We start from the raw sequence: 24,635 nt of genomic DNA, 5'->3' as shown, positions 1-24,635 counted from the left end.
TGGAGCCGTCTGACCTGGCGCCCAGTCCGAAGCCGGAGAACGCGTGAATCCGCACGAGGCGCTCACCGAGATCGCGACGCTGCTCGAGCGCGAGCGGTCGTCGCGTTACAAGTCCAAGGCGTTCCGCGCGGCGGCCGACGCGATCGCGGGACTGTCGGATGCCGAACTTCGCGATGCCGCTTCCCTGCGACGACGAAAGGGTGTCGGCGACTCAACCTTCGCCGTGATCCAGGAGGCGCTGGCCGGGGGCGTGCCGTCGTACTTGACCGACCTTCGGGAACGGGCGGGCGTGCAGCGGGCATCGAACCTGCGGGGTTCGCTGCGCGGGGATCTGCACTCGCACAGCGACTGGTCCGACGGACTCACGACGATCGAACTGATGGTCGACGCCGCGCGCCGTCTCGGCCACGAGTACCTGGCACTTACCGATCACTCGCCGCGTCTGCGCGTGGCGAACGGCCTGTCGGCGGAGCGGCTTCGTGCCCAGCTCGATGTGGTGCCGGGCATGAGCGGGGACGGTTTCACGCTGTTGTCGGGCATCGAGGTCGACATCCTCGACGACGGCACGCTCGACCAGGATCCGGATCTGCTCGACGAGCTGGATGTCGTCGTCGCCTCGGCGCACTCGAAGCTGCGCATGGAGCGCGGGCCGATGACCCGCAGGCTCGTGACGGCGGTATCCAACCCGCGCGTGGACGTCCTCGGCCACGTGACCGGACGGCTGGTGGAAGGCTCGCGCGGCACCAGGCCGCCATCCACCTTCGATGCGCGACCGGTGTTCGAGGCCTGCGCCGAGAACGGCGTCGCGGTGGAGATCAACTCGCGGCCCGAGCGTCAGGACCCTCCCGACGAGCTCATGACGCTGGCTCTCGAGATCGGATGCCTCTTCTCGATCGATTCCGACGCCCATGCTCCGGGGCAGCTGTCGCTGCTCGACTACGGCGCCGAGCGGGCCGAGCGGATCGGCATCCCACCCGAGCGCATCGTCACCACGTGGGGGCTGGACCGGCTCCGCCAGTGGACCGGTCGCTCGCACGGCGGGTGACCGTCCGCTCGCACGGCGGGTGACCGTCCGCTCGCATGACAGGCGGCGCCGAAGAGTGGTTCGGCGCGTCAGAAGGCGTCCAGGGCGTCGACGATGCGGGTCATCGCCGTGCCCAGCGCCCATCGCTCGGCGAGCGCTGCCGCATCAGCCTTGCCCTGGTCATCGAGCGGTCGTAGCCGCGTGTCGGGCACCGTCAGCGGCAGGTCCCGTACGACGGCGACGACCTGCGGAGCGACCGCGAGGTACGGGAGCCCCGCGAGCAGCTTCGCACGCACCCCCGCCGACATGCCTTCGCCGCTCTCTGCGGCAGCGAGGATCCCCGGGAGGTCGCCGTGCGCAGCCAGCAGGGCGGCCGCGGTTTTATCCCCGATTCCCGCGACCCCCGGCAGGCCGTCGGAGGAGTCGCCGCGCAGCGTCGCGAAGTCGGCGTACTGCCCGGGCAGCACGCCGTACTTCGCCACGACAGTCGCGTCGGTGACGACCTCGAGGTTGCTCATGCCGCGCGCCGTGTAGATGACGCGCACGTCGCGCGCGTCGTCGACGAGCTGGAAGAGATCCCGATCGCCGGTCACGATGTCGACGGGCATGGTCGCCGTCGTCGCGAGCGTGCCGATGACGTCGTCGGCCTCGTGCGCGGGTGCGCCCAGGATCCGCAGGCCCAGCGCATCCAGGGTGTCGCGGATCACTGGTACCTGCGCCTCCAGCGGGTCGGGCACGACCTCGACATCGGGCCCGACGGCGACGACCTCGGCAACCCGGTGGGTCTTGTACGTCGGGATGAGATCCACGCGCCACTGCGGCCGCCAATCGTCGTCCCAGCACGCCACGAGGTGGGTGGGCCGATAGGTGGTGACGAGCCTCGTGATGATGTCGAGGAAGCCGCGCACCGCGTTCACCGGCATGCCGTCGGGCGCCCGGACGGTGTCGGGCACACCGTAGAACGCGCGGAAGTACAGGGACGCCGAGTCGAGCAGCATGAGGCGGTCGGTCACCGCTTCATACTGGCACGCGGCTCTGACGCATTGCACGGGGATCGGCCGCGGACGGCGCACCTTCCGTTCACCTGCCCGCCGGCCGCCGGTCGCCTGCCGGGACCGATTGTGTTCACATGTCCCGCGCACCGTGGGGAGACGGCGCGCGGCCGCGCAGCCGCTGAGGCGTCGGAGGAGGCGACATGGGCACCCAAGACGTGCTGGCATGGGTGGAATCGCCGCTGCAGCTGCTCGGCGCCGCCGAGTGGGCCGCCGACCACCGCATCACGATCCCCGTCGCGGGCCGTCTCACGGCGCAGATCTCCGAGACCGCCGATGAGCTCGTCTCCCGCGGCGCGCGGTTCCGCGATCTCGAGCCGTACCTCGGCATTCCGTGGAGCCTCCTCGCCCGCCACGGGCACTGGCTCGTGGGCGACGGGTTCTCGGGACAGTTCCGGCTGGCCGCGAGCGTGCTGAGGCCGCACCGGATCAGCTTCCTCGACGACGGCGCCCTCGCGCTCGCGTACGCCGACACGCTGCTCGGTCGCCGACCCTACGCCCGCCCCTCGATCGCCGAGCGCGGCCTCACGACCGTGGCCGCTCCCTTTGCCGCAGAGATGGTGCGCCGGCGGGCGGCAGCCCGGCGTGTTGAGATCTTCACCGCCTTCGATCTGGGGGAGGACCGGTTGGACGCGCTGTCCGACCGGGGTTTCGGCATCCGTCGCCATGACTTCGCGTGGACCCGCGCCAGTGCGCCGGCGGCCCCCGAGCTCGGGAGTCGTATCGTGCTGGGCAGCGCGCGGCCGGTCGACGGACGGATGCCTCTCGCGGGTTACCTCGCCTGGGTCAGGGAGGTCACAGCAGGAGACGCGGTCTATCTGCCGCATCGTCGCGAGACGCCGGAGCAGCTCTCTGCGGTCGCCGCGACCCCCGGGCTTCGCATCCGCGAGACGCGGCTCCCGGTGGAACTGGTGCTTGCGGGTGCGCGTGAACCCCTCGACATCCACACGCTGCCCTCCAGTACGACGACGACCATTCCGCTCGTCCTGGCCGGGACGGGCTCGCGTCTGCACACGCGCGTACTGCGCGGGGCAACAGGGGTGGTCAGCGCATGAGCGAGGTCGTGGCGATCATCCCTGCGCGTGGAGGATCACAGGGGATTCCGCGCAAGAATCTGCGACGCGTGGGCGGTGTGCCGCTGGTGGCGCGAGCGGTGGATGCTGCGCAGCGCTGTGCGGCGATAGACCGCGTCGTGGTCACCACCGACGACGGCGACATCGCTGCGGTCGCCGAGGAGTGGGGCGCCGAGATCGTCGAGCGGCCCGGCCGGCTGGCCGACGATCAGGCGTCGTCCGAGAGTGCGCTACTGCACGCCATCGGCGAGCTGGAAGCACGGGGCGTGGAGGTGGGGGTGGTCGCGTTCCTGCAGCCGACCTCGCCGTTCATCGATATCGACGCCCTCACCGATGCGGTCCAGCTCGTGCGATCGAGGCGTCGCGACAGCGTCTTCTCGGCGATCGAGACGTACGGCTTCTTGTGGGAGAAGGGTGCCGGCGGCGCCGCGCAGGCGATCAATCACGACATGGATGTGCGACCGCGCCGGCAGGACCGCGATCCGCACTATCTCGAGACCGGCGCCTTCTATGTGCTGCGTGCCGCCGGCTTCCGTGCCGGGGGGCACCGCTTCTTCGGCAGCGTCGGCATCGCCGAGGTGGAGCCTCGCACCGCGATCGAGATCGACACCCCGGAGGAGCTCGACGTCGCCCGGGCTCTGGCACCGCTCGTGGACCGTTCTGCACCCGTGCGAGCGGATGCGGTGGTGACCGACTTCGACGGCGTGCACACCGACGACACGGTGCGTGTGGATCAGGCGGGCGTCGAGGCGGTGACCGTGAGTCGCGCCGACGGCATGGGCGTCTCGCTGCTGCGCGCGGCCGGCATCCCGCTGCTCATCCTGTCGACGGAGTCCAACCCGGTCGTCGCCGCGCGCGGGCGCAAGCTCGGCGTGGAGGTGCTGCAGAACGCCGGCGACAAGGCGACGGCGCTGCGCGAGTGGGCGTCGGCGCGCGGTATCCCGCTTTCTCGCATCGCCTATCTGGGCAATGACGTCAACGACCTGCCCTGCCTGGAGATCGTCGGGTGGCCGGTGGCCGTGCCCGACGCGCATCCACTCGTTCTGGCCGCCGCGCGCGTGGTGCTCGATCGTCCCGGCGGCGACGGCGCCGTGCGCGACCTCGCCGAACGCGTCCTCGCCGCGCGCTCCGCAGCACCTGCCCTGACCGACCCCTTCACCGCACCACAGGAGGCATCATGACCGTCACGATCGGTTCCCGCGTCATCGGAGGCGGGCGCCCCGCCTACGTCATCGCCGAGATCGGACTCAACCACAACGGCGACGTGGAGCTGGCCAGGCGCCTCATCGACGTCGCGGCGGACGCCGGAGCCGACGCGGTGAAGTTCCAGAAGCGCACTCCCGAGATCGCGACGCCCGAGCACATGCGCGACATCCCGCGCGAGACGCCGTGGGGCACCATGACGTACCTCGAGTACCGGTACCGCGTGGAGTTCGACCGCGATCAGTACATCGAGATCTCGGATCACGCGATGCTCCGCGGCCTGGAGTGGTTCGCCTCGCCCTGGGACGAGCCCAGTGTCGCGTTCCTCGAAGACCTCGGTGTGCACGCCCACAAGGTCGCGTCCGCTTCGCTGACCGACCACGATCTGCTGCGGGCGCTGCGCGACACCGGCAAGACGGTCATCCTCTCGACCGGCATGTCGACGATCGCCGAGATCGACGGGGCGATCGACGTGCTCGGCACCGAGCGGCTCCTGCTCATGCATGCGACGTCGACGTATCCGATGGAGCCCGGTGAGGCGAACCTGCGGATGATCCCGGCGCTCCGCGAGCGCTTCCCCGGCGTGCCCGTCGGCTACTCCGGACACGAGCGCGGCCTGCAGATCTCGTTGGCGGCAATCGCGCTGGGCGCCGTCGCCGTCGAGCGCCACATCACCCTCGACCGCACGATGTGGGGCTCGGACCACGCCGCCTCGCTGGAGCCCACGGGCCTGCAGCACCTGGTGCGCGACATCCGTGTCATCGAGGCGGCGCTCGGCGACGGCGTCAAGCGCGTCTACCAGAGCGAGCTCGCACCCATGGCGAAGCTGCGCCGCGTCCCGGCGTGAGGGGCGGTTCACGCGCGGGCGTCCGGTCGCGGATCATCGCGATCGCCGACACCGATTCGTACGTGAAGTGGGCGGCGGCTCTCCTGGGCACCGTCGCCGACCGACACGATGTCACTCTGCTGGTGCTCGAGACCCCGCTCGTCGTGAGCGAGTCGCAGCGCGCTGCCGCGCTGAGCGACTCCGGGCTCGCCACGCACGACGTCGAGCGAATCCCGTACGCGCGCTTGTCGGCGCGGCTGGGGGAACTGCGGCCGGATGCCGTGCTGCTGGCCGCGCGGGGGCCGCTGGTGCGCGTGCTGGCTCGCGACGTCGCCGCGCTCCGGCCGCGACCGGTGATCGTGACCGGTCTTCCAGGGATCTCCATCCCTGCGACGCGGAAGGCGCTCGTCTACCGGACCCAGTGCGACCAGTTCATCGTGCATTCGCGGCGCGAGCTGCGGGAGTTCACGGCGCTGTCGGAGCGGACCGGCTTCGGCGCGCGCTTCGCGCTGGCGACGCTGCCGTTCGCCCGCACCGGTGGCGGTGCGGGGTCGGTCGGCGATGAGGCATCGCAGGCAAGCGGGGAGCGACCCCCTACCGACCTGGTCTTCGCGGCCCAGGCGCGGGTGCCCGCCACCCGCACCGACCGGTTGCGCATCGCCCGCATGCTCGTCCGCGCGGCACAGGCCGACCCGTCGCGCCGGGTCGTGGTGAAGCTGCGCGCGGCGGACGGCGAGCACCAGACGCACATCGAGCATGACGGCTATCCCGAGCTGCTCGCGACATTCGGTCCGCTGCCCCCGAACCTGGTGACCTCCACGGCGCCCATGAGCAGAGCGCTCGACACGGCCCAAGGGCTCGTCACCGTGAGCTCGACCGCCGCGATCGAGGCGATCGCGCGCGGCCTTCCGGTGATCGCGCTCGACACGTTCGGCGTGTCGCGGGCCCTCATCAACGAGACTCTCGCGGACGCCGGTCTGCTCGGAAGCGAGGAAGACATCGTGGCGCGACGGTTGCGGCATCCCGCCGCCGGCTGGCTGCATGACAACTACTTCCACCCCGCCGAGGCCGACGACTGGGAAGAGGTGGCGGCCGAGCTCATCACACGGCGGCGAGCGGGAGAACTGCCGCCGCGTGCGGCGCTGCCACGACGCGGGGGAGCACTGCGCGACGCGTGGGAACGCCGCGTCGCCTTGGGCCGAAGCGACACATCCGCCTCGGGGGCGATCGCCTACACGATCGGCGTCCCGGTGCGGGCCGTCGTGCGCCTCGTGCATCGGGCGCGGCGCACGTTCGTGCTCGGTCGGAGCGCCGAACCCGCAGCGTGAGCGCAGGGCGGCATCTGCGACCCGAGGAAGCCGGCGACCGCGTGGGGGGTTCGCGGATCGCCGGCTCCGGGCGGTCGATGAGACCACCCCTCGTGCCCGGGGGGTCGGACACGAGGAAGGGGCTCGCTCTCCCGTGAGCGTCGCCGGCGAGATTCGGGTGTCTCGCACGGCGACGCCTGCGTCAGGATTCCACCGAGACCTGGGAGATCCTTATGGCCCTCCCCGACGTTCGCCTCATGCTGGCCACGGGGGCGACGGCCTGCCATCATGACGGCATGACCACCTCGACGCGCCTGATCGCCCTCGTCCTCGCCGCCGCCGGTTCGGGGCTGTTCCTGGCCGGGTGCGCATCCCCGGCGCCGGTCGTCGCCCCGGTGACACGTGACGTGGGCACACTCCAGGGTGCGACGGTGGACCTCGTGGTCGGGCAGGTGCTCAACATCGACACCGGCGACCTCGCCGTCGACAGCTACCGCGGCGAAGTCGCCGATCCCGAGGTCGCGACCTTCGTCGCCGGCCGCGAAGAGGGAGGGGCGACGTACAACCCGGGGGTCGAGGCTCTGGCCGATGGCACCACCACGGTCGTCCTGTCGAACGAGAACGGCGGGATCCAGGACGTGACCTTCACCGTGGAGGTCTCGGGGTGATGCGGCTCGTTTCCGACTGCCCGGTCCGGATCCGGCGTACTGTCGTGCGATGACCACCGCTGCTCATCGGACCGAGCTCCGAGAGCTCCTGGACGAGCTCCGCGCGAACGCGAACGCGCGCCTGGTCGCGATGGATGCGACGATCGCCGAGCTCCGGGAGGACAGGGGCTCGGCCGTGGCCGACGATGAGCACGACCCCGAGGGCGTGACCCTGTCGGGCGAGTGGGCACGCGCGGTGGGTCTGCAGGACGCCGCACGCCGCGAGAGCGCGGAGATCGACGACGCCGTGCAGCGGTGGGAGGCCGGCACCTACGGCGTCTGCGTCGACTGCGGTCGTGGCATCCCGATCGCTCGTCTGCGCGCCCGTCCGTTCGCGACGCGTTGCGTGACGTGCGCCGAGAAGGCGGGGGCCTGAGGTGTCCTTCGGTCGGGCGGCGTCCGGCGTGCCACGCGAGGGCTTCGCCCGTGTCGCGGCCGGGGCGGACTGCCCTTGCGGCAGTGGGGAGTGGTTCGACGGATGCTGCGGCGCCGTCCTCGCGGGGAGGCCCGCGCGGACCGCGGAGCGGCTCATGCGGTCGCGGTACACCGCGTTCGTCGTGGGTGACGCGCGGTATCTCGCTGCGTCATGGCATCCCGGCACACGACCGGACGACGTGACGCTGGACCCCGCGCTGCGCTGGACAGGGCTCGAGATCGTCCAGACGCAGGCCGGCGGCCCGGAAGATGCGCGCGGGACTGTGGAGTTCCGTGCGACCTGGCGCCACGGGGCAGAACAGGGCGAGCTGCACGAACGCAGCCGTTTCGTGCGGCAGAGCGGCAGCTGGTGGTACGTCGACGGACAGGTGACGGCGATCTGATCTGCGCGCCTCCGGTCCGCCGGTGCCCGCTAGCGTTGAGACATGACCACTCAGGCCGAGAAGGCACAGACCCTCGCACGACTGCACGCCGCCCCCGAGATCCTGCGGATGGTGAACGTGTGGGACGTCGTGTCGGCCAAGGCGATCGCGGCACTCCCCGAGACCCGGGCGATCGCCACGGCGGGTCACGCCATCGCCGCGACGTTCGGCTACGCCGACGGCGAGAACATCCCGAGGGATCTCATGCTCGACATGGTCGGCCGCATCGTCGAGTCCGTGGGCGACCTGCCGGTCAGCGCCGACCTGGACGCCGGATTCGGGGATCCCGGAGAGACGGTGCGCCGCGCGATCGACAAGGGAATCGTCGGTGCGAACGTCGAGGACCGGCTACGCCCCCTCGACGAGTCCGTCGCGGCGATCGAGGCGATCGTCGCTGCCGGAGAGGCCGAAGGCGTCCCGTTCGTGCTCAACGCCCGCACCGATGCCTTCGTCCGCGCGGGCGACCGACCGGTCGAGGCGTCCGTCGACGACGCGATCGAGCGGGGAAGGGCGTATCTCTCCGCAGGAGCGGACCTCATCTTCGTACCCGGCATTCTCGATGCCGACGTGACCCGCCGGTTGGTCGACGGGATCGGCGAGCGCAAGGTCAGTGTGATCGGGCTGCCCGGCACTCTGCTTGCCGCGCAGTACGAGGCACTGGGCGTTGCCCGGGTCTCGTACGGACCGATGCCGCAGCGGGTCGCGCTCACGGCGCTGCAGGATGTCGCGGCCGAGCTGTACCGCGACGGTGCGATCCCGGCGTCGACGCGCAGTCTCAACTGAGCGTCCCGGCTCCACCGAACCCGTCGTGAGCCGCCCGGGGTGGGCGACGGGTCAGGTGTCGTGCACGACCGGCGCGTCATCCTGCCGATGATCGTCGGGGGCGCCCGGCGGATACTCCGCAACGTCGGGACGGCGGCGCAAGAAGAGCGTGCTGGCCACCAGTCCGCCCCACACGACGACGACGGCGAGCACCAGGAACGTGATCGCGAGCGGGGTCATGACGACACCTTCCTGTCGGTCGCCGCGGCGGGTTCGGACGCCGGGGGATATTCCGGCCACGGGGCGAAGTCATCGGGGGACTCGCGCCACCGGAGCGCGGTCATGACGATCGCAGCGACGACGAGGAACGCGATGGTGCCCCATCCGAAGAGCAGCAGGTACCAGCTCGGCATGTCCGCGTAGCCCTCCACGATGAGGGCGACGATGCGGGAGATGAGCATGTATCCCAGCACCACGGGTGCCACGACGCCGACGAGCGCGATCCAGATGCGTCCCACCTTGAAGGTGGAGACGGCATTGAGGTGGTAGCGCAGCTCCTGTCCTCGACGGAGCACCCAGATGATCAGGATGGTCATGATGACGGCGGACGCCACAATGCCGATGTTGTTGGCCCACTGATCCGTGACGTCGAGGGCGAGCAGGCCGGTCGTCGTGGAGAACAGCAGCAGCGACAGCACAGCAGACACGCCTCCGATACCCACCGCGGCCGCGCGCCGGGACAGCCGGAACTTCTCCTGGATCGCCGCCGACACCACCTGCAGCACCGATATCAGCGAAGTGAATCCGGCAAGGGTGAGCGACCCGAAGAAGAGGCAGCCGAACAGCGGACCTCCGGGCATCTGCGACACGATGGCGGGGAATGTGATGAATGAGAGCCCGACGCCCGTCAGCCCCTCGAGCTCTGCGACCGCGATGCCCTGCTGGAAGGCGAAGAAGCCCAGGGTCGCGAAGACGCCGATGCCCGCCAGGATCTCGAACGACGAGTTCGCGAAGGCGACGACGAGGCCCGGAGAGGTCAGGTTGGACCGGCGGCGACGGTACGAGGCGTACGTGATCATGATGCCGAACGCGATCGACAGCGAGAAGAAGATCTGGCTGTAGGCCGCGATCCACACGTTGGGGTCGGCGAGGGCTGCCCAGTTCGGGGTGAACAGCGCGTTCAGTCCTTCCGCGGCGCCGTCCAGGAACAGCGCACGAACGACCAGGATGAGGAACGCCACGACCAGGAGCGGGAGGAACACGACGTTCACGCGCTGCAGTCCCTTCGCGACGCCGGCGGCGAGCACGACGATCGCGGCGATCCACACGATCGCCAGGGGGATCAGCACGTTCGGCACGAACTCGAAGCTGATCCCCGGCTCGCCGACGCGGAGGTATTCGCCGGTGAGGAACCCGGCCGGGTCATCGCCCCAGCGAAGGTCGAAAGAGAACACGAAGTAGCTGAGCGCCCACGCGATCACCACCGTGTAGTACAGCCCGATGACGAAGGCGATGGCGACCTGGAACCAGCCGAGTGACTCGGTCCAGCGACCGAAGGCCCTTCCGACCCGACGGAACGCCGTCGGCGCCGCACCGCGGAAGCGATGGCCGAGTGCGTAGTCGAGGAAGAGGATCGGGATGCCGGCGGTGAGCAGCGCGACCAGGTAGGGGATGAGGAACGCGCCGCCGCCGTTCTCGTAGGCCACGCCCGGGAATCGCCAGATGTTGCCCAGGCCCACGGCCGAGCCGATGGCGGACAGGATGAATCCCAGCTGGCCGGTCCATTCCTCGCGCGGTTTCGCGGCGGTCGTCCGGGTTGCGGGGGAGCCTTCGGCGTCGGTCACGTCTTCGTTCCCTTCAGCGGTCCTGCCGGTCGAACCGGCCCTGCCCCTGGCACGCTAGCAGCGGACGGTTGGTTTCCTCCAGAGCATCTCGCGGCCGTTGCGCGTCGGCATAGGCTCGAGGGCGACGGTGCACCCGGCGACGAAGGAGACACCCCATGGCACGCATCCTGATCTTCGGCGGGCACGGCAAGGTCGCCCTCCTGCTCGAGCCGCTGCTCGTGGCAGGCGGGCACACCGTGACCGCTGTCGTGCGCAATCCCGCCCACGAGGCCGACGTCGCCGGCACGGGCGCTCAGCCGCTCGTGGCCGACATCGAGTCCTTCGACCTCGAGCAGCTGACCAACCTCATCAGCGGCAACGACGTCGTCGTGTGGTCCGCCGGGGCCGGCGGCGGCGATCCGCATCGCACGTATGCCGTCGACCGCGACGCCGCGGTCCGGACGATGGATGCCGCAGCGGCTGCCGGGGCGGTGCGCTACGTCATGGTCTCGTGGATCGGCTCCCGGGCCGACCATGGAGTCCCCGCAGATTCGACGTTCTTCCCCTATGCGCAGGCCAAGTGGGAGGCAGACCAGCATCTGGCCGGGTCCGGGCTCGACTGGACCATCCTGGCGCCGGGCTCGCTCACGCTCGAGCCGGCGACAGGGCGCATCGAGGTGGATCCCGAGGGTGCCGGTGCGGTGTCGCGCGCCGATGTGGCCGCCGTGATCGCGGCGACGATCGCCGACGACTCCACCATCGGGCGCACGATCCGCTTCGGCGGCGGGAACGAGCCGATCGGCCGCGCGGTCGCCGGCTGAGGGTCAATCGTCGCTGGAGTGCAGGCCTCGCCGCGCCGAGAGGAGAGTGATCTCCAGCCGGTCGGCCACCGTCCGCTCGGCGCGGTCGAGAACGTCCCGCACGTGCGAAGACCCCGATGCCACGACAGCCACGCCGACGACGGCGCGCCGGTGGAGATCATGATCGGCGACCTCCGCGACGGCGGCCTCGGTCCGCCGGCTCAGATCGGCGATGATCGGGCGCAGGATGCTTCGCTTCTCCTTGAGGGAGTGCACATCGCCCAGCAGCAGGTCGAACTCGATCCACCCGATCCACATGCCTCCATCGTGGCAGGCCCGATTCGCAACGGGACGGAACATCGCGGCGGACCCCTGCGTTCTGGTACCCTGGACCGTCACTCGTGTGGCTATCTCGCCACGCCTAGGCGACCGGTCGACACCGGCGCCGAGGATCCGCAAGGACCATGTGACATCGCACGAAAAGAATCCGCTTCGCCTCGGCTCGCGCTTCGTCCCGCTTCGCTCGCTCAGCGTTCTGAAGCAAGACACCGCGACGTGCCGAGGCCCGACACCCAACCCAACAAGGACAACCCACTACATGACTAGCGCAACGACCGCCCCGGCCACCAAGCAGGTCGCGATCAACGACATCGGATCTGCCGAGGACTTCCTGGCCGCGGTCGAGAAGACTCTGAAGTTCTTCAACGACGGCGACCTGATCGAGGGCACCGTGGTGAAGATCGACCGCGACGAGGTCCTCCTCGACGTCGGTTACAAGACCGAGGGCGTCATCCCCTCGCGTGAGCTTTCCATCAAGCACGACGTCGACCCCAACGAGGTCGTCAAGGTCGGCGACGAGGTCGAAGCCCTCGTTCTCCAGAAGGAGGACAAGGAAGGCCGCCTCATCCTCTCCAAGAAGCGCGCGCAGTACGAGCGCGCGTGGGGTGACGTCGAGAAGATCAAGGAGACCGACGGTGTCGTCACCGGCTCCGTGATCGAGGTCGTCAAGGGTGGCCTCATCGTCGACATCGGCCTCCGCGGCTTCCTTCCGGCCTCGCTCATCGAGCTGCGCCGCGTCCGCGACCTGACGCCGTACCTCGGCCAGGAGATCGAGGCGAAGATCCTCGAGCTCGACAAGAACCGCAACAACGTCGTGCTCTCACGGCGCGCGCTCCTCGAGCAGACGCAGTCCGAGTCGCGCACCACGTTCCTCAACAACCTGCACAAGGGCCAGGTCCGCAAGGGCACGGTCTCGTCGATCGTCAACTTCGGCGCGTTCGTCGACCTGGGTGGCGTGGACGGCCTGGTGCACGTCTCCGAGCTCTCGTGGAAGCACATCGAGCACGCATCCGAGGTCGTCGAGGTGGGCCAGGAGGTCACGGTCGAGATCCTCGAGGTCGACCTGGACCGCGAGCGCGTCTCGCTGTCGCTCAAGGCGACGCAGGAGGACCCGTGGCAGGTCTTCGCCCGCACGCACGCGATCGGTCAGGTCGCGCCGGGCAAGGTCACCAAGCTCGTCCCGTTCGGCGCCTTCGTGCGTGTCGCGGACGGCATCGAGGGTCTCGTGCACATCTCGGAGCTGTCGGGCAAGCACGTCGAACTCGCCGAGCAGGTCGTGTCGGTGGGCGAAGAGGTCTTCGTCAAGATCATCGACATCGATCTCGAGCGTCGCCGCATCTCGCTCTCGCTCAAGCAGGCGAACGAGTCGGTCGACCCCTTCGGCACCGAGTTCGACCCGGCCCTCTACGGCATGGTCACGGAGTACGACGAGAACGGGGAGTACAAGTACCCCGAGGGCTTCGACTCCGAGACCAACCAGTGGAAGGAAGGCTTCGACGAGCAGCGCGAGAAGTGGGAGCAGGAGTACGCCGCTGCGCACTCGCGCTGGGAGGCGCACAAGGCTGCCGTCATCAAGGCTCAGGAGGCCGAAGCCGCCGCTCCGGCAGAGACCGGCTCCAGCTCGTTCTCGTCTGAGACCGGGTCGGGTGGCACTCTCGCCGATGACGAGGCCCTCGCTGCGCTGCGCGAGAAGCTCTCGGGTCGCTGATCCGTCCGTCGCCTCTGCGACGCACAGCCGAAAGGGCCGTCACCTCGCGTGGCGGTCCTTTCGCCGTTCGTGGGGATGGCTGCGCGTAGGGTCGTCGCGTGAGCGCGCAACGACCGCCGCGATGCCTCGTGGACGACGACGGATGCCGCGGCGCCGTGCGCGGCGGCGTCCCGGTACCGTTGTGCGACCGGCACGTCACCATGGTGGCGGAGTGGTCTGAGGCCGAGCACGGAGTCACTGATCTGCTGCCCTCGCCGTGCCTGCTGTGCGGCTCGCGGCTCGGTGTGCACTGGCGGTCCGGGTGGCAGTGTGCGGTGTGCGAGTGGCGCCATGGCGAGGTCCCCGATCACGAGCTGCCGCCGCCTCGCGTCGACGTGGTCTACTACCTCCGATACGCCGATCGCGTGAAGATCGGCACATCGGCGAATCCCCGGCAGCGCCTCGCCGCCATCTGGCACGAGGATCTGCTCGCCTTCGAGCGAGGGGATCGCGCTCTGGAACGGCGTCGGCACGAGCAGTTCGCCCAGGAACGCCACGGAGGCACGGAGTGGTTCCGGGCATCCGATCGACTGCTCGCTCACGTCGGCGACGTGCGAGCGGGTGACATCGATCCCTGGGATCGTTACGCCAGGTGGGTGAGCGAGGCCATCGCCCTCCGGTCCTGACGTCGGGGCGCGGCATCCGTTACGGTCACGGTATGAGTGCCGCCACGCAGGACGCCCCGCACGCGCCTGCCCGACTGGCTCTCGGGCGATGGCGCGCGCGGGAACCGGATCCGGATGTCGTCGACCGCACGCGAGATCGCACCGCGACCCTGAACCAGCTGCTGCTGACGTCGGTCGTGTTCGTGCTCGGCGCGCTCATCGCCGTCAGCGAGTTCCCCGGCGACCCGGTGCTCTTCTTCGCCGGTGTCGTGGCTGTGATGGCAGTCACCGGTGCGACGCTGCTGGTGCCGTGGAACCGGCTGGCTCGAGGCTGGGTCGCGGCCGTGCCGGCGCTTGATGTCCTGGCGATCACCGTCATGCAGATCGCCGCGCCGGAGTCGGCGCTGGGTCTGCTGTGGATCTTTCCGACGACGTGGCTGGCCGGCAGCTTCGGGCTGCTCGGACTGGTCGCCGCCGCGGTCTCCATCGCGGGGATCACCGGCGTGCTCACCGCGTTGAGCGCCGCCGACGCGACCTACCGGACCCTCCTGCTTCCGCTCGTGCTGTTCGCGGTCGCGACGACCAGCCACCTCATCACCCGCCGATCCGATGCCCAGCGCATGCTGCTGGCGAAGCAGTCGCAGCTGCTGCGCAGCGTGCTCGCCCAGACGCGGCGGCAGGAGCAGGTGGTCACCGAGATGCTCGACGCCGTCGACTTCGGTGTCGTGCGCATTGACGCGGACGGCGCGATCACGGTCGCCAACGACGCGCAGGCCCGGTTGCAGCAGGCTCTGGACACCGAGTCGGTGGAGCCCGCGTTCCGTGACGATGGGACGACGAGACTGCCGGCCGGCGAGCTTCCCGTGGAGCGCGCCCGGCGTGGCGAGTCGTTCGACGACCAGGTGGTGTGGTTCGGGTCGGATCCGGCGACGCGACGTGCGCTGACGATCAGCGCCCGGCGACTCACCGATCCCGACGGGGCAGATGCCGGCGCGGTGGTGGTCTCGCGTGACGTCACGTCCGAGCTGAACGCGCTCCGGGCGCGCGACGAACTCATTGCGTCGGTCTCGCACGAGCTGCGCACGCCGCTGACGTCCATCCTGGGATACCTCGATCTTGCGATCGAGGATCCCGGGCTTCCCGAGACGGTCCGCGCCGATCTGGACATCGCCGAGCGCAACGCGGAGCGCCTGCTGCGCATCGTCGCCGACATCCTGACCGCCTCGAGCTTCTCGCCCTCGTCGGTCGAGGCATCCCTCGCTCCCCAGCACGTCGACGCGCGCGACATCGTACTGCCCGCGGCCGAGGCCGCCGTGCCGCGCGCCCAGACGCGCGGGATCACGATCGACACGACCGGCCTCGAACCGGCGCCCGTGTGGGCCGATCCGCTTCGGTTGCGGCAGGTCGTCGACAACCTCGTCGCCAATGCGATCACATACAACAAGGACGGCGGCGTCGTCTACCTGGGAACCACGACCGACGGCGCATCGAGCTGGATCCTGGTGCGCGACACGGGCGTGGGCATCTCCGAGGCCGACCGTTCGCGGCTCTTCCAGAGGTACTACAAGGCGGGCGGCGGGCGGCGATCGGGAACCGGGCTCGGCCTGGCGATCACGCGTGACATCGTGCGCGCGCACGGCGGCGAGCTCGGTCTGCACAGCGCGCTCGGGACGGGCACCACCTTCATCGTGAAGCTTCCGGCTCGCGAGACAGAGGAAAGCACCTCATGAGCCTCGACCTCGCCAGCGTCACGGTCATGACCGCGCTCGTGGTCAATGTCAGCGGCATCCTGTTCATCCTCGAGACGTTCCTGCGTCGTGACGAGGGGGCGGGCCGCATCTGGTCCGTCGGCTTCCTTTCGGGCATGCTGACCACGCTCGCGTACATGGTGTGGGCACGATCCGAAGACGGGTGGTGGGCGATCGCCGTCGGAAACGCCGCCTTCGTCGCCGCCACCGGATGCATGTGGCTCGGATGCCGGCGCTTCAACGGGCGGCCGATGATCTGGCCGTCGCTGCTGGTGACCGGCGCCGTCGCCGCGGCCGCCCTCGCTGTCACCGTCGAAGGGCGCCAGGGTGGTGACTGGGCGGGCGCGCTGTGGATGTTCATCGCTCTGGTGGTGTTCGCGGGCGCCGGAGCGGCGGAGTGCCTGCGGGGGGCGCTGCGAGAGTCGCGGACGGCCTGGGTACTGGGCGCCGTCCTGGGCGTGCAGTCCCTCTACTACGTGGTGCGCACGACGGTGTTCGTCATGGCGGGACCGGGGAGCGAACTGTTCGAGTCGGTCTTCGGGACACTGAGCACCAGCTTCCTCACCGTGACCCTCACGATCGTCGCCGTCGTGGTGACGTCTGTGCTGCGTGCGACACGTGCGCCGGTTCGCGGGTATTTGCGGCGCTCCGCCGAATCCGCCGCCGATATCGGCGGGGCGGCCGAGTTCGGTGCCGGGCTCGCCCGCCTGTGCCAGCGCGCCGCCACGCGCTCCGAGACCGTTGCGGTGATCGCGGTCCGTGTCGAAGACCTCGAGCAGATATCGACCGCATTCGGCAGCGAGGTCGCCGCAGCACTCGGCGAGGCCGCACGAGCCGGCGTGCGCACGCACGCCCCGACGAACGCCATGGTCGCCGAGGACGGCGTCACCGGCCTGCTCGTCGCCGTTGCGATGCCTTCCGCGCACGAGGCACGACACCACGCCGCGGCGATCTACCGTGGACTCTTCGATGATCTGGGACGGGTCGGCGGAGGGGTGATCCCGGTGGTAGGCGTCGGGGTCGCTCTGAGCCAGAGCGGAGACGACGAGCCGGAGGGACTGATGCGCGCGGCCCGCGAGGCTGCCGGTCGCGCGGCCCGCCATGTGGAGACGTCGGTGCTCATGGGTGACGCGCCGTAGCGGTATCCCCGGCCGGAACCCTCACGCGGTCAGCCGGTAGCCCACTCCGCGGACGGTCTCGATCCATCGTGGCTGGGACGGCGACTCGCCGAGCTTGCGGCGCAGATTCGCGACGTGCACCTCGATCGCGCGGGCGTCGCTGTCGCTCACGAATTCGAAGCCGGTGTGCTGCTCGCCTCGTAGCATCAGTGCGAGGTCCGACTTGGCACGCACGCGGCGCCCGGCCGCCAGAAGATCGGCGAGGATGTCGAACTCGCTGCGGGTGAGATCGACATCTTCGTCGTCGACGGTCACGAGCCGCGTCTCGGCGTTCAGCCGCAGGCCATGATGCTCCCGCCAGCCTGAGGCGGGCTCCACGGCGGCGCCGCCGCCGCCCGACGCCACGTGGCGAGGGCGCCGGAGCATGGCGTCGATGCGCGCCCGCAACTCACGGGGCCGGAAAGGCTTGGCGACGTAGTCGTCCGCTCCCGCCTCGAGTCCCTGCAGCGCGTCGATCTCCTCGGTGCGGGCGCTGAGCATCACGATATAGGTCGGGCTGATCGCCCGGATGCGCTTGGCGGTTTCGAATCCGTCGATGCCGGGCATGTTGACGTCGAGGGTCGTGACGAGCGGGAGATGCCGGCGCACCAGCTCGATGCCGGTCGGCCCGTCTCCGGCGCCGTGCACGTCGAATCCGGCCTGAGCGAGGACGGTCGACAGGAGCGAGCGGATGTCCTCCTCGTCTTCGATGACGACGGCCACGCGCGACTCTTCCACCGATGCACCTTCCGCATCCGGTGACTCGCTCACCGGATCCTGGATGTCGTCGGCCATGATATCCCAGAACACGGCGCGGAACGGGTGCTCCACACCGGGCATCAGCGCGCTCCCTCCGGATAGGCGCCGTGGAGGGCGGGACCATTCCCCTTGTCCCGCCCCGCGCACCGGCGCGCATCGGCGGGAGCGGCGACCGCCCCCACGGTCGCCGCTCCGCCGTGCCCAGAACAGACCCCGCCGCGCCTGATGCCGGCACGGCGCGTGCGATAGGACGGGCAGTCGCCAGACGTCACTTCGCCACCTCCGACGGTTGTGCCGCGCCCTCCCCAGGTCCGCAGGCGGGCCTGTCTTCTCGGGTGCCTCGACGGTACCGCCGCGTCCTCAGACCAGGCTCAAGCCCGGCTCAGGAAGCGCCCAGGATCCGTGGCCGCGTGTGCGCGCCCCAGGGGTGCGGTCGTGGCATCCTCGAATCATGCCTCTCGTCGCACTCACCGGCGGCATCGCGTCGGGTAAGTCCACGATCGCCCGGCGGCTCGCCGAACACGGAGCCGTGATCGTCGATGCCGATCAGCTCGTCCGCGACGTGCAACAGCCGGGCTCGCGGGTGCTCGCCGCGATCGCGGCGGAATTCGGCGAGCGGATGCTCCGAACCGACGGGTCGCTCGATCGGGCCGCACTGGGGGCTCGGGTGTTCGGCGACGAGGCCGCGGTCGCACAGCTGAACGCGATCGTGCACCCGGCAGTGCGCGCGGAGTCGGCACGGCGTTTCGCGGAGGCCCTGGCCGACGACCCCGCGACCGTCGTGGTGTACGACGTCCCGCTTCTCGTCGAAGCCCGCGTGGGCGATCCGTGGGAGCTCGTCATCGTCGCCCACGCACCGGCCGACGTGCGACGGCGCCGGCTGGTCGAGCTGCGCGGCATGAGCGGCTCCGACGCGGATGCGCGCATCGCCTCGCAGGCATCGGACGAGGACAGGCTGGCTGTGGCGGATGTCGTCATCGACACCGATGGTGCGCTCGAGGACACCCTTCGGCAGGTCGACGAGGTGTGGCAGCGGCTGAATGAGCACATCGCGGCCCGCGCCGCAGCGAGCGAGGCGTAGGCTTTCTCGCACAGGCGGAGGTTCACATGGGCGTGCTTTCGAGATTCCGGCGGCGCCGGACGCCGTACCAGGCATTGAGCGAGGAAGAGCGCATCGCGCGGTACGTCTACCTGCTCAACACACTGCCGGCGTCGGTGATCGAGAGTGCCCACGCCTCTGCGTTCCGAGAAGTGCCCGCCGAGCGGCGCCGCGCGATGTTCGAGCAGCTGCGTCCGTTCATGGCGGATTCCGAGCGCGATGCCGCCACGGACGACCCGACGGTGCTGGCGCGGCTCGTCCGCCGGGCGGAGGAGCACCGCGCCCGGCGAGCGGCCGGGGGCGGAGACGGGTCTGGCACGGTGACGGCGACGGCGACGCGAGCCGACCCTCGGGGCGACGACCTCCCGTGGGTCGATGCGCGCGACGGCCTGGACGTGCGCGGACTGCTCGCGAGCAGCGGCGTCATGCTGCTCATGGCGAACAACGTTCTCGCCTCCACCGCGGTGATGACCTATTACACGATGGGTGCCGGATCGCTCCACCTCGCGTCCGAGCCCGGCTGGATCGGTGAGACCTACGATCCGGGTGCCGGCTTCGACGGCGGCGCGGCGGGCGCCGGCGGCGCCGACGGCGGGATGGGCGGCGGGTTCGACGGAGGATTCGGAGGCTTCGGCGGCGGGTTCGACGGCGGAGGCGGGTTCGGAGGCTGACCGCTCGTCGGCGCGGCCGGTGGCGTGGGCCCCCACGCCCGCTGCGATGCGTCTGCCGGCCCCGATGTCGGAGGGGCCGCCTACGCTTGAGGTGTGCAGACCACGCGATCCGTGCGGCCGTTCGAGGTCGTGAGCGACTATGAGCCGTCGGGGGACCAGCCGCAAGCGATCGCCGAGCTCGCCGCCCGCATCAACGCGGGCGAGACCGATGTCGTGCTGCTCGGTGCGACCGGAACCGGAAAGTCCGCGACCACGGCGTGGCTCGTCGAGGCCGTGCAGCGGCCGACGCTCGTGCTCGCGCACAACAAGACGCTGGCCGCACAGCTGGCCAATGAGTTCCGCGAGCTCATGCCGCACAACGCGGTGGAGTACTTCGTCAGCTACTACGACTACTACCAGCCCGAGGCGTACGTCCCGCAGACCGACACCTTCATCGAGAAGGACTCTTCGATCAACGCCGAAGTCGAGCGGCTCCGGCACTCCACGACCAACTCGCTGCTCTCGCGCCGCGACGTCGTGGTGGTCTCGACGGTCTCGTGCATCTACGGTCTCGGCTCGCCCGAGGAGTATCTGCGCGCGATGGTCGCGCTGCAGGTGGGGGAGCGCTACGACCGCAATGCGCTCATCCGCAAGTTCATCGCGATGCAGTACAACCGCAACGACGTGGACTTCTCGCGCGGCAACTTCCGCGTGCGTGGCGACACGATCGAGATCATCCCGGTGTACGAGGAGTACGCGATCCGCATCGAGATGTTCGGCGACGAGATCGAGGCGCTGTACATGCTGCATCCGCTGACGGGCGACGTCCTGCAGCGCATGGACTCGGTGCCCATCTTCCCCGCGACGCATTACGCGGCGGGGACCGAGACGGTGCAGCGCGCGATAGGAACCATCGAGCACGAGCTCGAGCAGCGCTTGAACGAGCTCGAGTCTCAGAACAAGCTCCTCGAGGCGCAGCGTCTGCGCATGCGGACCACCTTCGACCTCGAGATGCTGCAACAGCTCGGCTTCTGCTCGGGCATCGAGAACTACTCCCGTCACCTCGACGGCCGCATGCCCGGCGAGCCGCCGCACACCCTGCTGGACTTCTTCCCCGACGACTTCCTCATGGTCATCGACGAGTCGCATGCCACCGTCCCGCAGATCGGTGCGATGTACGAGGGGGATGCCTCGCGCAAGCGGACACTCGTCGAGCACGGGTTCCGCTTGCCCAGCGCGATGGACAACCGCCCGCTGCGCTGGGACGAGTTCAAGGAGCGGGTGGGGCAGACGGTGTACCTCTCCGCGACGCCGGGCCGCTACGAGATGGGCATCGCCGACGGCGTCGTCGAACAGATCATCCGCCCGACCGGCCTGGTCGATCCCGAGATCATCGTCAAGCCGTCGAAGGGGCAGATCGACGACCTCCTGGAAGAGATCCGCATCAGGACCGAGCGTGACGAGCGGGTGCTCGTCACGACGCTGACCAAGAAGATGGCCGAGGAGCTCACCGACTTCCTGGGCGAGCACGGCGTCCGCGTTCGCTATCTCCATTCCGACGTCGACACTCTGCGACGCGTCGAGCTGCTGAGCGAACTGCGCGCCGGGGTGTACGACGTGCTCGTCGGCATCAACCTGCTGCGCGAGGGGCTCGATCTTCCCGAGGTCTCGCTGGTTGCCATCCTGGATGCCGACAAAGAGGGCTTCCTCCGCAGTGGCACGTCGCTCATCCAGACCATCGGTCGCGCAGCGCGCAACGTCTCGGGCCAGGTGCACATGTACGCCGACAGCATCACCGACTCGATGCGCAACGCGATCGAAGAGACCGACCGGCGCCGCGAGAAGCAGGTCGCGTACAACAAGGAGCGCGGCATCGATCCGCAGCCCCTGCGCAAGCGGATCGCCGACATCACCGAGGTGCTCGCCCGCGAGGCCTCCGACACCGACCGGATGCTGCGCGGCAAGGCGGCGGCCAAGAACAAGTCCGGCAAGGGCAAGTCTCCGACGCCGCAGCTGCGACGCGAGGGGATCGCCGCCGAAGGAGCGGAGCAGCTCGAGGCCACCATCGCCGACCTGAGCACGCAGATGCTGGCAGCCGCCGGCGAGCTGAAGTTCGAGCTCGCGGCGCGGTTGCGTGACGAGGTGCAGGATCTCAAGAAGGAGCTGCGCGCCATGGAGCGCGCCGGCCACGCCTGACGCCGAGCGCGCGCCCGGCCGCTACGGGCAGTGCATGAGCGGCTTCGGACCGGACCGGTCGATATCGTGCCGCGAGATCGGGGCTCCGCATAGTGGGCACGCGCGTTCGGCGCGTTCCGCCGCCGAGGGTGGGGGAGCCGCCTCGTACGGCCCGACGGCGGGGGGGCCCGCAGCCCGGATCAGCGTCGCGTTGATCCACTGATACCACCCGCCTGCCTCCCGCACCCGTTCGCGGAGCGGCCGTCTGCTGGTGCGAGGGTCATCCGGATTCGTCATGATAGTTAGTGTACTAATGATTAGGTCGCTAGGATTCACTGGTGACTGCCGCAACACCCTCCCCGGACGACCTGCTCAAACTCGACAACCAGGTGTGCTTCGCCCTGGTCACCGCCGCACGCAATGTCGTCGGCATCTACCGACCGATCCTCGAGCCGCTCGGCCTCACCCATCCGCAGTACCTGGTGATGCTCGCGCTGTGGGAAGACTCGCCGCGCTCGCTGGGAGACCTCGCGGCCGCGCTCGCGCTGGAACCCGCCACGTTGTCGCCCCTGGTGAAGCGCCTGGAGGTGCAGGGGAGGGTCACGCGGACCCGCCGTGCCACCGACGAGCGGATCCTCGACATCGATCTCACTCCGGCAGGACTGGCGCTCCGAGGCGAAGCCCTCGATGTTCCGCGGCGCGTGATGGCGGCGACCGGAATGGATGCCGCCGAGGTTGCGGGCTTGCGCGATGCACTGGTCCGCTTCGCCGGTGGCGGCACCCTCTGATTTGGGTCCGCGACCGACGAGCGGGTCTCGATTGCGTTGCCCTTCGATGAGCTCCTTCTCATGACCGTTGGCATACTCACGGGAAACTCCTAGGCTCGCCCTGGCGTGAGGCGTCGAACCCCTTCGCACACGCCGAATCGTCCTACCCGGTCCGATGAAGAGGAAACCCCATGCGATCTCGGTCAAAGTCCGACCCCAATCCCGTCCGCCGGCATCTCGCCGTCGGGGCCCTCTCGGGCGTCGCCGCCCTGGCCCTCGCGGTCGGTGGTATCGCCCCCGCCCAGGCGGCGCCGCCGAGCAATCCCGGTGGCAACGGCAACGGGCACGGCGGCCCTCCTCCCGCCGCCGCCGGGACCTTCGAGCTCACAGTGCTGCACATCAATGACGGTGAGTCCGCGCTCCTGCCGACCGCTTCCGACCCCGGCGTTGCCCGGTTCGTCGCCGACCTCAAGAACCTGCAAGCCGAGGGCGAAGCCCCGGCTGCCAGCACTCTGCCCCCTCAGGCCAGCCCGCGCGCCAAGCAGGTGCATGAGAAGCTGAACCCGCGCGCGGCGATCACGATCTCCTCTGGCGACAACTACCTTTCGGGCCCGAGGCTCAACGCTTCGCTCAACAGCCCGGACGGCACGTTCTACGACGCGCTCGTCTACACCGAGGGCGGCTTCGACGCGATCACGATCGGCAACCACGAGTTCGACCTCGGCCCCGACCTGCTCGCGGACTTCATCGAGGCGACCGGTGACATCCCCTTCGTCTCGGCGAACCTCGACGTCTCGGGTGAGCCACGGCTCGCCGCACTCGAAGACGAGGGGCGCATCGCCGGCAGCACCGTGGTGGAGAAGGATGGCCGTCAGATCGGGGTCGTCGGTGCGATCTACGAGGACCTGCGGTCCATCTCGAGCCCTCGCAACGTCACCACGTCGGATGCCGCCGAGGCTGTCCAGGCCGAAGTGGACGCGCTGACGGCTGATGGTGTCGACATCATCATCCTGTCCAGCCACCTGCAGAGCATCGCGAGCGATGTCGAGCTCATCGGTGAGATCACCGGTGTGGACGCCGCCATCGCCGGCGGCGGCGTCGAGCGGCTGGACCCGTTCCCCGCGACCGCGACAGACGCCGACGGCAACCCGGTCCCCGTCGTCACGACCGTGGGCAACTACCGCGACATCGGCCGTCTGGTGCTGCGCTTCGACAAGCAGGGCGAGGTCATCGACGTCGTCGAGGAGCAGTCGGCTCTGATTCCGGTGCCGCTGGACGGTCCGCGCGACCCGTTCATCGCCGATAACGTCGAGGCGCCGGTCGCCGAGTACGTATCGGCCCTCGCCGACAACGTCCTCGCCACCACCGAGGTGTGGCTCGACGGTGCGAACCCGCCGGTCCGCTTCCGCGAGACCAACGTCGGCGACCTGTTCACTGACGCGATGATGGAGGCCGCTCGGGACCGGGCCGGAGAATACGGCGTCGGCCAGGCCGATGTCACACTGCTCAACAGCGGCGGCATCCGCAACAACGTGCAGGTCGCCCCCGGCTCCGACGTCACCGAGCTGACGACGTTCGACATCGGGGCCTTCTTCAACCTCGTGTCGATCGCCGAGATCGACGGCGAGAAGCTCAAGCAGGTACTGGAGCACAGTGTGTCGTCGCTGCCGGCGACGGGCAACGGCCGATTCGGACAGTGGAGTGGCGTGGAGTTCGTCTACGACCCGGCGGCTCAGGCACAGGTCTTCGAGGCGCCCACCACGATCGTCACGCCGGGCGAGCGGATCCGCGAGGCCGTGGTCACCAAGGCCGACGGCACGCGCGTCACGGTCGTCTCCGGCGGTGTCGTCGTCGCCCCTGACGAGACGTTCTGGTTCGTGACGAACGACTTCACGTTCCGCGGCGGCGACAACTACCCGCTGGACGATGTTCCGTTCACGACGCTCGGGGTGACGTACCAGACCGCATTGGCCGACTGGGTGGCCGAGGTGGGCACCATCACGGCGGCCAACTACCCGGACCTCACGATCGAGAACGACACGTACCGCCGGTTCGGTCCGGTCGGTTCGTTCACGATTCCTCCCGCTCCCTGATCGGGAGAGCCACCGGTGACAGACGGATGCCGCGGGGCCGAGCGCCCCGCGGCATCCTGAGT

At 69.6% G+C, this 24,635-nt stretch carries 24 protein-coding genes; 19 read left to right on the top strand and 5 right to left on the bottom strand.

The window, feature by feature from the left end; genetic code table 11:
* The first annotated feature begins 43 nt into the window (after positions 1-43).
* Positions 44-1,045 carry a PHP domain-containing protein gene (locus K0817_RS11055; RefSeq protein WP_219981473.1) on the top strand — a complete coding sequence of 334 codons (1,002 nt, stop codon included), beginning with the start codon at positions 44-46 and terminating at the stop codon, positions 1,043-1,045.
* A 68-nt stretch (positions 1,046-1,113) separates the two neighbouring features.
* Here K0817_RS11055 and K0817_RS11050 read toward each other — a convergent pair whose 3' ends face one another.
* Positions 1,114-2,037 (bottom strand): 5'-3' exonuclease, encoded by a 924-nt coding sequence (locus tag K0817_RS11050; protein WP_219981472.1) that lies wholly within the window; start codon positions 2,035-2,037, stop codon positions 1,114-1,116.
* Between the two features lie 182 nt (positions 2,038-2,219).
* On the opposite strand from K0817_RS11050, the gene K0817_RS11045 reads away from it, so the two are divergent.
* The 8 genes from K0817_RS11045 (at position 2,220) to K0817_RS11010 (ending at position 8,832) form a co-directional block, all read left to right on the top strand.
* The gene (locus K0817_RS11045) at positions 2,220-3,131 is read left to right on the top strand and encodes a hypothetical protein (RefSeq protein WP_219981471.1); all 912 of its coding nucleotides are present in this window, start codon (positions 2,220-2,222) and stop codon (positions 3,129-3,131) included.
* On the top strand, positions 3,128-4,330 hold the full coding sequence (locus K0817_RS11040) for an acylneuraminate cytidylyltransferase (protein ID WP_219981470.1): 1,203 nt from the start codon (positions 3,128-3,130) through the stop codon (positions 4,328-4,330). Before K0817_RS11045 ends, K0817_RS11040 begins: the two co-directional genes overlap by 4 nt.
* Positions 4,327-5,199, top strand: a complete 873-nt coding sequence (locus tag K0817_RS11035) for an N-acetylneuraminate synthase family protein (RefSeq protein WP_219981469.1) — start codon at positions 4,327-4,329, stop codon at positions 5,197-5,199. The genes K0817_RS11040 and K0817_RS11035 overlap by 4 nt, the downstream gene beginning before the upstream one ends.
* Positions 5,196-6,506 carry a DUF6716 putative glycosyltransferase gene (locus K0817_RS11030; protein WP_219981468.1) on the top strand — a complete coding sequence of 437 codons (1,311 nt, stop codon included), beginning with the start codon at positions 5,196-5,198 and terminating at the stop codon, positions 6,504-6,506. Before K0817_RS11035 ends, K0817_RS11030 begins: the two co-directional genes overlap by 4 nt.
* Positions 6,507-6,781: 275 nt before the next feature.
* On the top strand, positions 6,782-7,153 hold the full coding sequence (locus tag K0817_RS11025; RefSeq protein ID WP_219981467.1) for a hypothetical protein: 372 nt from the start codon (positions 6,782-6,784) through the stop codon (positions 7,151-7,153).
* A 49-nt stretch (positions 7,154-7,202) separates the two neighbouring features.
* Positions 7,203-7,568 carry a TraR/DksA C4-type zinc finger protein gene (locus K0817_RS11020; protein WP_219981466.1) on the top strand — a complete coding sequence of 122 codons (366 nt, stop codon included), beginning with the start codon at positions 7,203-7,205 and terminating at the stop codon, positions 7,566-7,568.
* A gap of 1 nt (position 7,569) precedes the next feature.
* The gene (locus tag K0817_RS11015; RefSeq protein ID WP_308211902.1) at positions 7,570-8,010 is read left to right on the top strand and encodes a YchJ family metal-binding protein; all 441 of its coding nucleotides are present in this window, start codon (positions 7,570-7,572) and stop codon (positions 8,008-8,010) included.
* A gap of 42 nt (positions 8,011-8,052) precedes the next feature.
* Positions 8,053-8,832: an isocitrate lyase/phosphoenolpyruvate mutase family protein gene (locus K0817_RS11010; RefSeq protein ID WP_219981464.1), complete on the top strand. Its 780-nt coding sequence runs from the start codon at positions 8,053-8,055 to the stop codon at positions 8,830-8,832.
* A 51-nt stretch (positions 8,833-8,883) separates the two neighbouring features.
* On the opposite strand, the gene K0817_RS11005 is transcribed toward K0817_RS11010, so the two are convergent.
* Positions 8,884-9,051 carry a methionine/alanine import family NSS transporter small subunit gene (locus K0817_RS11005; RefSeq protein ID WP_219981463.1) on the bottom strand — a complete coding sequence of 56 codons (168 nt, stop codon included), beginning with the start codon at positions 9,049-9,051 and terminating at the stop codon, positions 8,884-8,886.
* Positions 9,048-10,655: a sodium-dependent transporter gene (locus K0817_RS11000; RefSeq protein ID WP_219981462.1), complete on the bottom strand. Its 1,608-nt coding sequence runs from the start codon at positions 10,653-10,655 to the stop codon at positions 9,048-9,050. The genes K0817_RS11005 and K0817_RS11000 overlap by 4 nt, the downstream gene beginning before the upstream one ends.
* A gap of 155 nt (positions 10,656-10,810) precedes the next feature.
* Here K0817_RS11000 and K0817_RS10995 point away from each other — a divergent pair, with 155 nt between their 5' ends.
* Entirely contained in the window at positions 10,811-11,455 is a 645-nt protein-coding gene (locus K0817_RS10995) for an SDR family oxidoreductase (RefSeq protein ID WP_219981461.1), read from the top strand.
* A 3-nt stretch (positions 11,456-11,458) separates the two neighbouring features.
* On the opposite strand, the gene K0817_RS10990 is transcribed toward K0817_RS10995, so the two are convergent.
* A complete protein-coding gene (locus K0817_RS10990; RefSeq protein WP_219981460.1) occupies positions 11,459-11,752 on the bottom strand; it encodes a DUF503 domain-containing protein in 294 nt (97 codons plus the stop codon).
* 280 nt (positions 11,753-12,032) lie between these two features.
* On the opposite strand from K0817_RS10990, the gene rpsA reads away from it, so the two are divergent.
* The 4 genes from rpsA (at position 12,033) to K0817_RS10970 (ending at position 17,012) form a co-directional block, all read left to right on the top strand.
* A complete protein-coding gene (rpsA, locus tag K0817_RS10985; protein ID WP_219981459.1) occupies positions 12,033-13,481 on the top strand; it encodes a 30S ribosomal protein S1 in 1,449 nt (482 codons plus the stop codon).
* 98 nt (positions 13,482-13,579) lie between these two features.
* Positions 13,580-14,146: a GIY-YIG nuclease family protein gene (locus K0817_RS10980; RefSeq protein ID WP_253735311.1), complete on the top strand. Its 567-nt coding sequence runs from the start codon at positions 13,580-13,582 to the stop codon at positions 14,144-14,146.
* A 32-nt stretch (positions 14,147-14,178) separates the two neighbouring features.
* Positions 14,179-15,855 carry a cell wall metabolism sensor histidine kinase WalK gene (locus K0817_RS10975; protein ID WP_219981458.1) on the top strand — a complete coding sequence of 559 codons (1,677 nt, stop codon included), beginning with the start codon at positions 14,179-14,181 and terminating at the stop codon, positions 15,853-15,855.
* Entirely contained in the window at positions 15,852-17,012 is a 1,161-nt protein-coding gene (locus tag K0817_RS10970; protein ID WP_219981457.1) for a hypothetical protein, read from the top strand. Before K0817_RS10975 ends, K0817_RS10970 begins: the two co-directional genes overlap by 4 nt.
* Before the next feature lie 21 nt (positions 17,013-17,033).
* Here the strand turns inward: K0817_RS10970 and K0817_RS10965 are convergent, their stop codons facing one another.
* Positions 17,034-17,870 carry a response regulator transcription factor gene (locus tag K0817_RS10965; RefSeq protein ID WP_253735310.1) on the bottom strand — a complete coding sequence of 279 codons (837 nt, stop codon included), beginning with the start codon at positions 17,868-17,870 and terminating at the stop codon, positions 17,034-17,036.
* 370 nt (positions 17,871-18,240) lie between these two features.
* On the opposite strand from K0817_RS10965, the gene coaE reads away from it, so the two are divergent.
* The 5 genes from coaE (at position 18,241) to K0817_RS10935 (ending at position 24,573) form a co-directional block, all read left to right on the top strand.
* A complete protein-coding gene (coaE, locus tag K0817_RS10960) occupies positions 18,241-18,870 on the top strand; it encodes a dephospho-CoA kinase (RefSeq protein WP_219981456.1) in 630 nt (209 codons plus the stop codon).
* Positions 18,871-18,896: 26 nt separating this feature from the next.
* The gene (locus tag K0817_RS10955; RefSeq protein WP_219981455.1) at positions 18,897-19,559 is read left to right on the top strand and encodes a hypothetical protein; all 663 of its coding nucleotides are present in this window, start codon (positions 18,897-18,899) and stop codon (positions 19,557-19,559) included.
* A 93-nt stretch (positions 19,560-19,652) separates the two neighbouring features.
* On the top strand, positions 19,653-21,734 hold the full coding sequence (gene uvrB, locus K0817_RS10950; RefSeq protein ID WP_219981454.1) for an excinuclease ABC subunit UvrB: 2,082 nt from the start codon (positions 19,653-19,655) through the stop codon (positions 21,732-21,734).
* A gap of 317 nt (positions 21,735-22,051) precedes the next feature.
* Positions 22,052-22,501 carry a MarR family transcriptional regulator gene (locus K0817_RS10940; protein ID WP_253735308.1) on the top strand — a complete coding sequence of 150 codons (450 nt, stop codon included), beginning with the start codon at positions 22,052-22,054 and terminating at the stop codon, positions 22,499-22,501.
* Positions 22,502-22,671: 170 nt separating this feature from the next.
* Positions 22,672-24,573, top strand: a complete 1,902-nt coding sequence (locus tag K0817_RS10935) for a bifunctional UDP-sugar hydrolase/5'-nucleotidase (RefSeq protein WP_219981453.1) — start codon at positions 22,672-22,674, stop codon at positions 24,571-24,573.
* Positions 24,574-24,635: the final 62 nt, after the last annotated feature.

Source organism: Microbacterium sp. HD4P20 (assembly GCF_019449275.2).
Taxonomy (GTDB): Bacteria; Actinomycetota; Actinomycetes; order Actinomycetales; family Microbacteriaceae; genus Microbacterium.
This window is presented reverse-complemented; position numbering and strand designations above follow the sequence as displayed.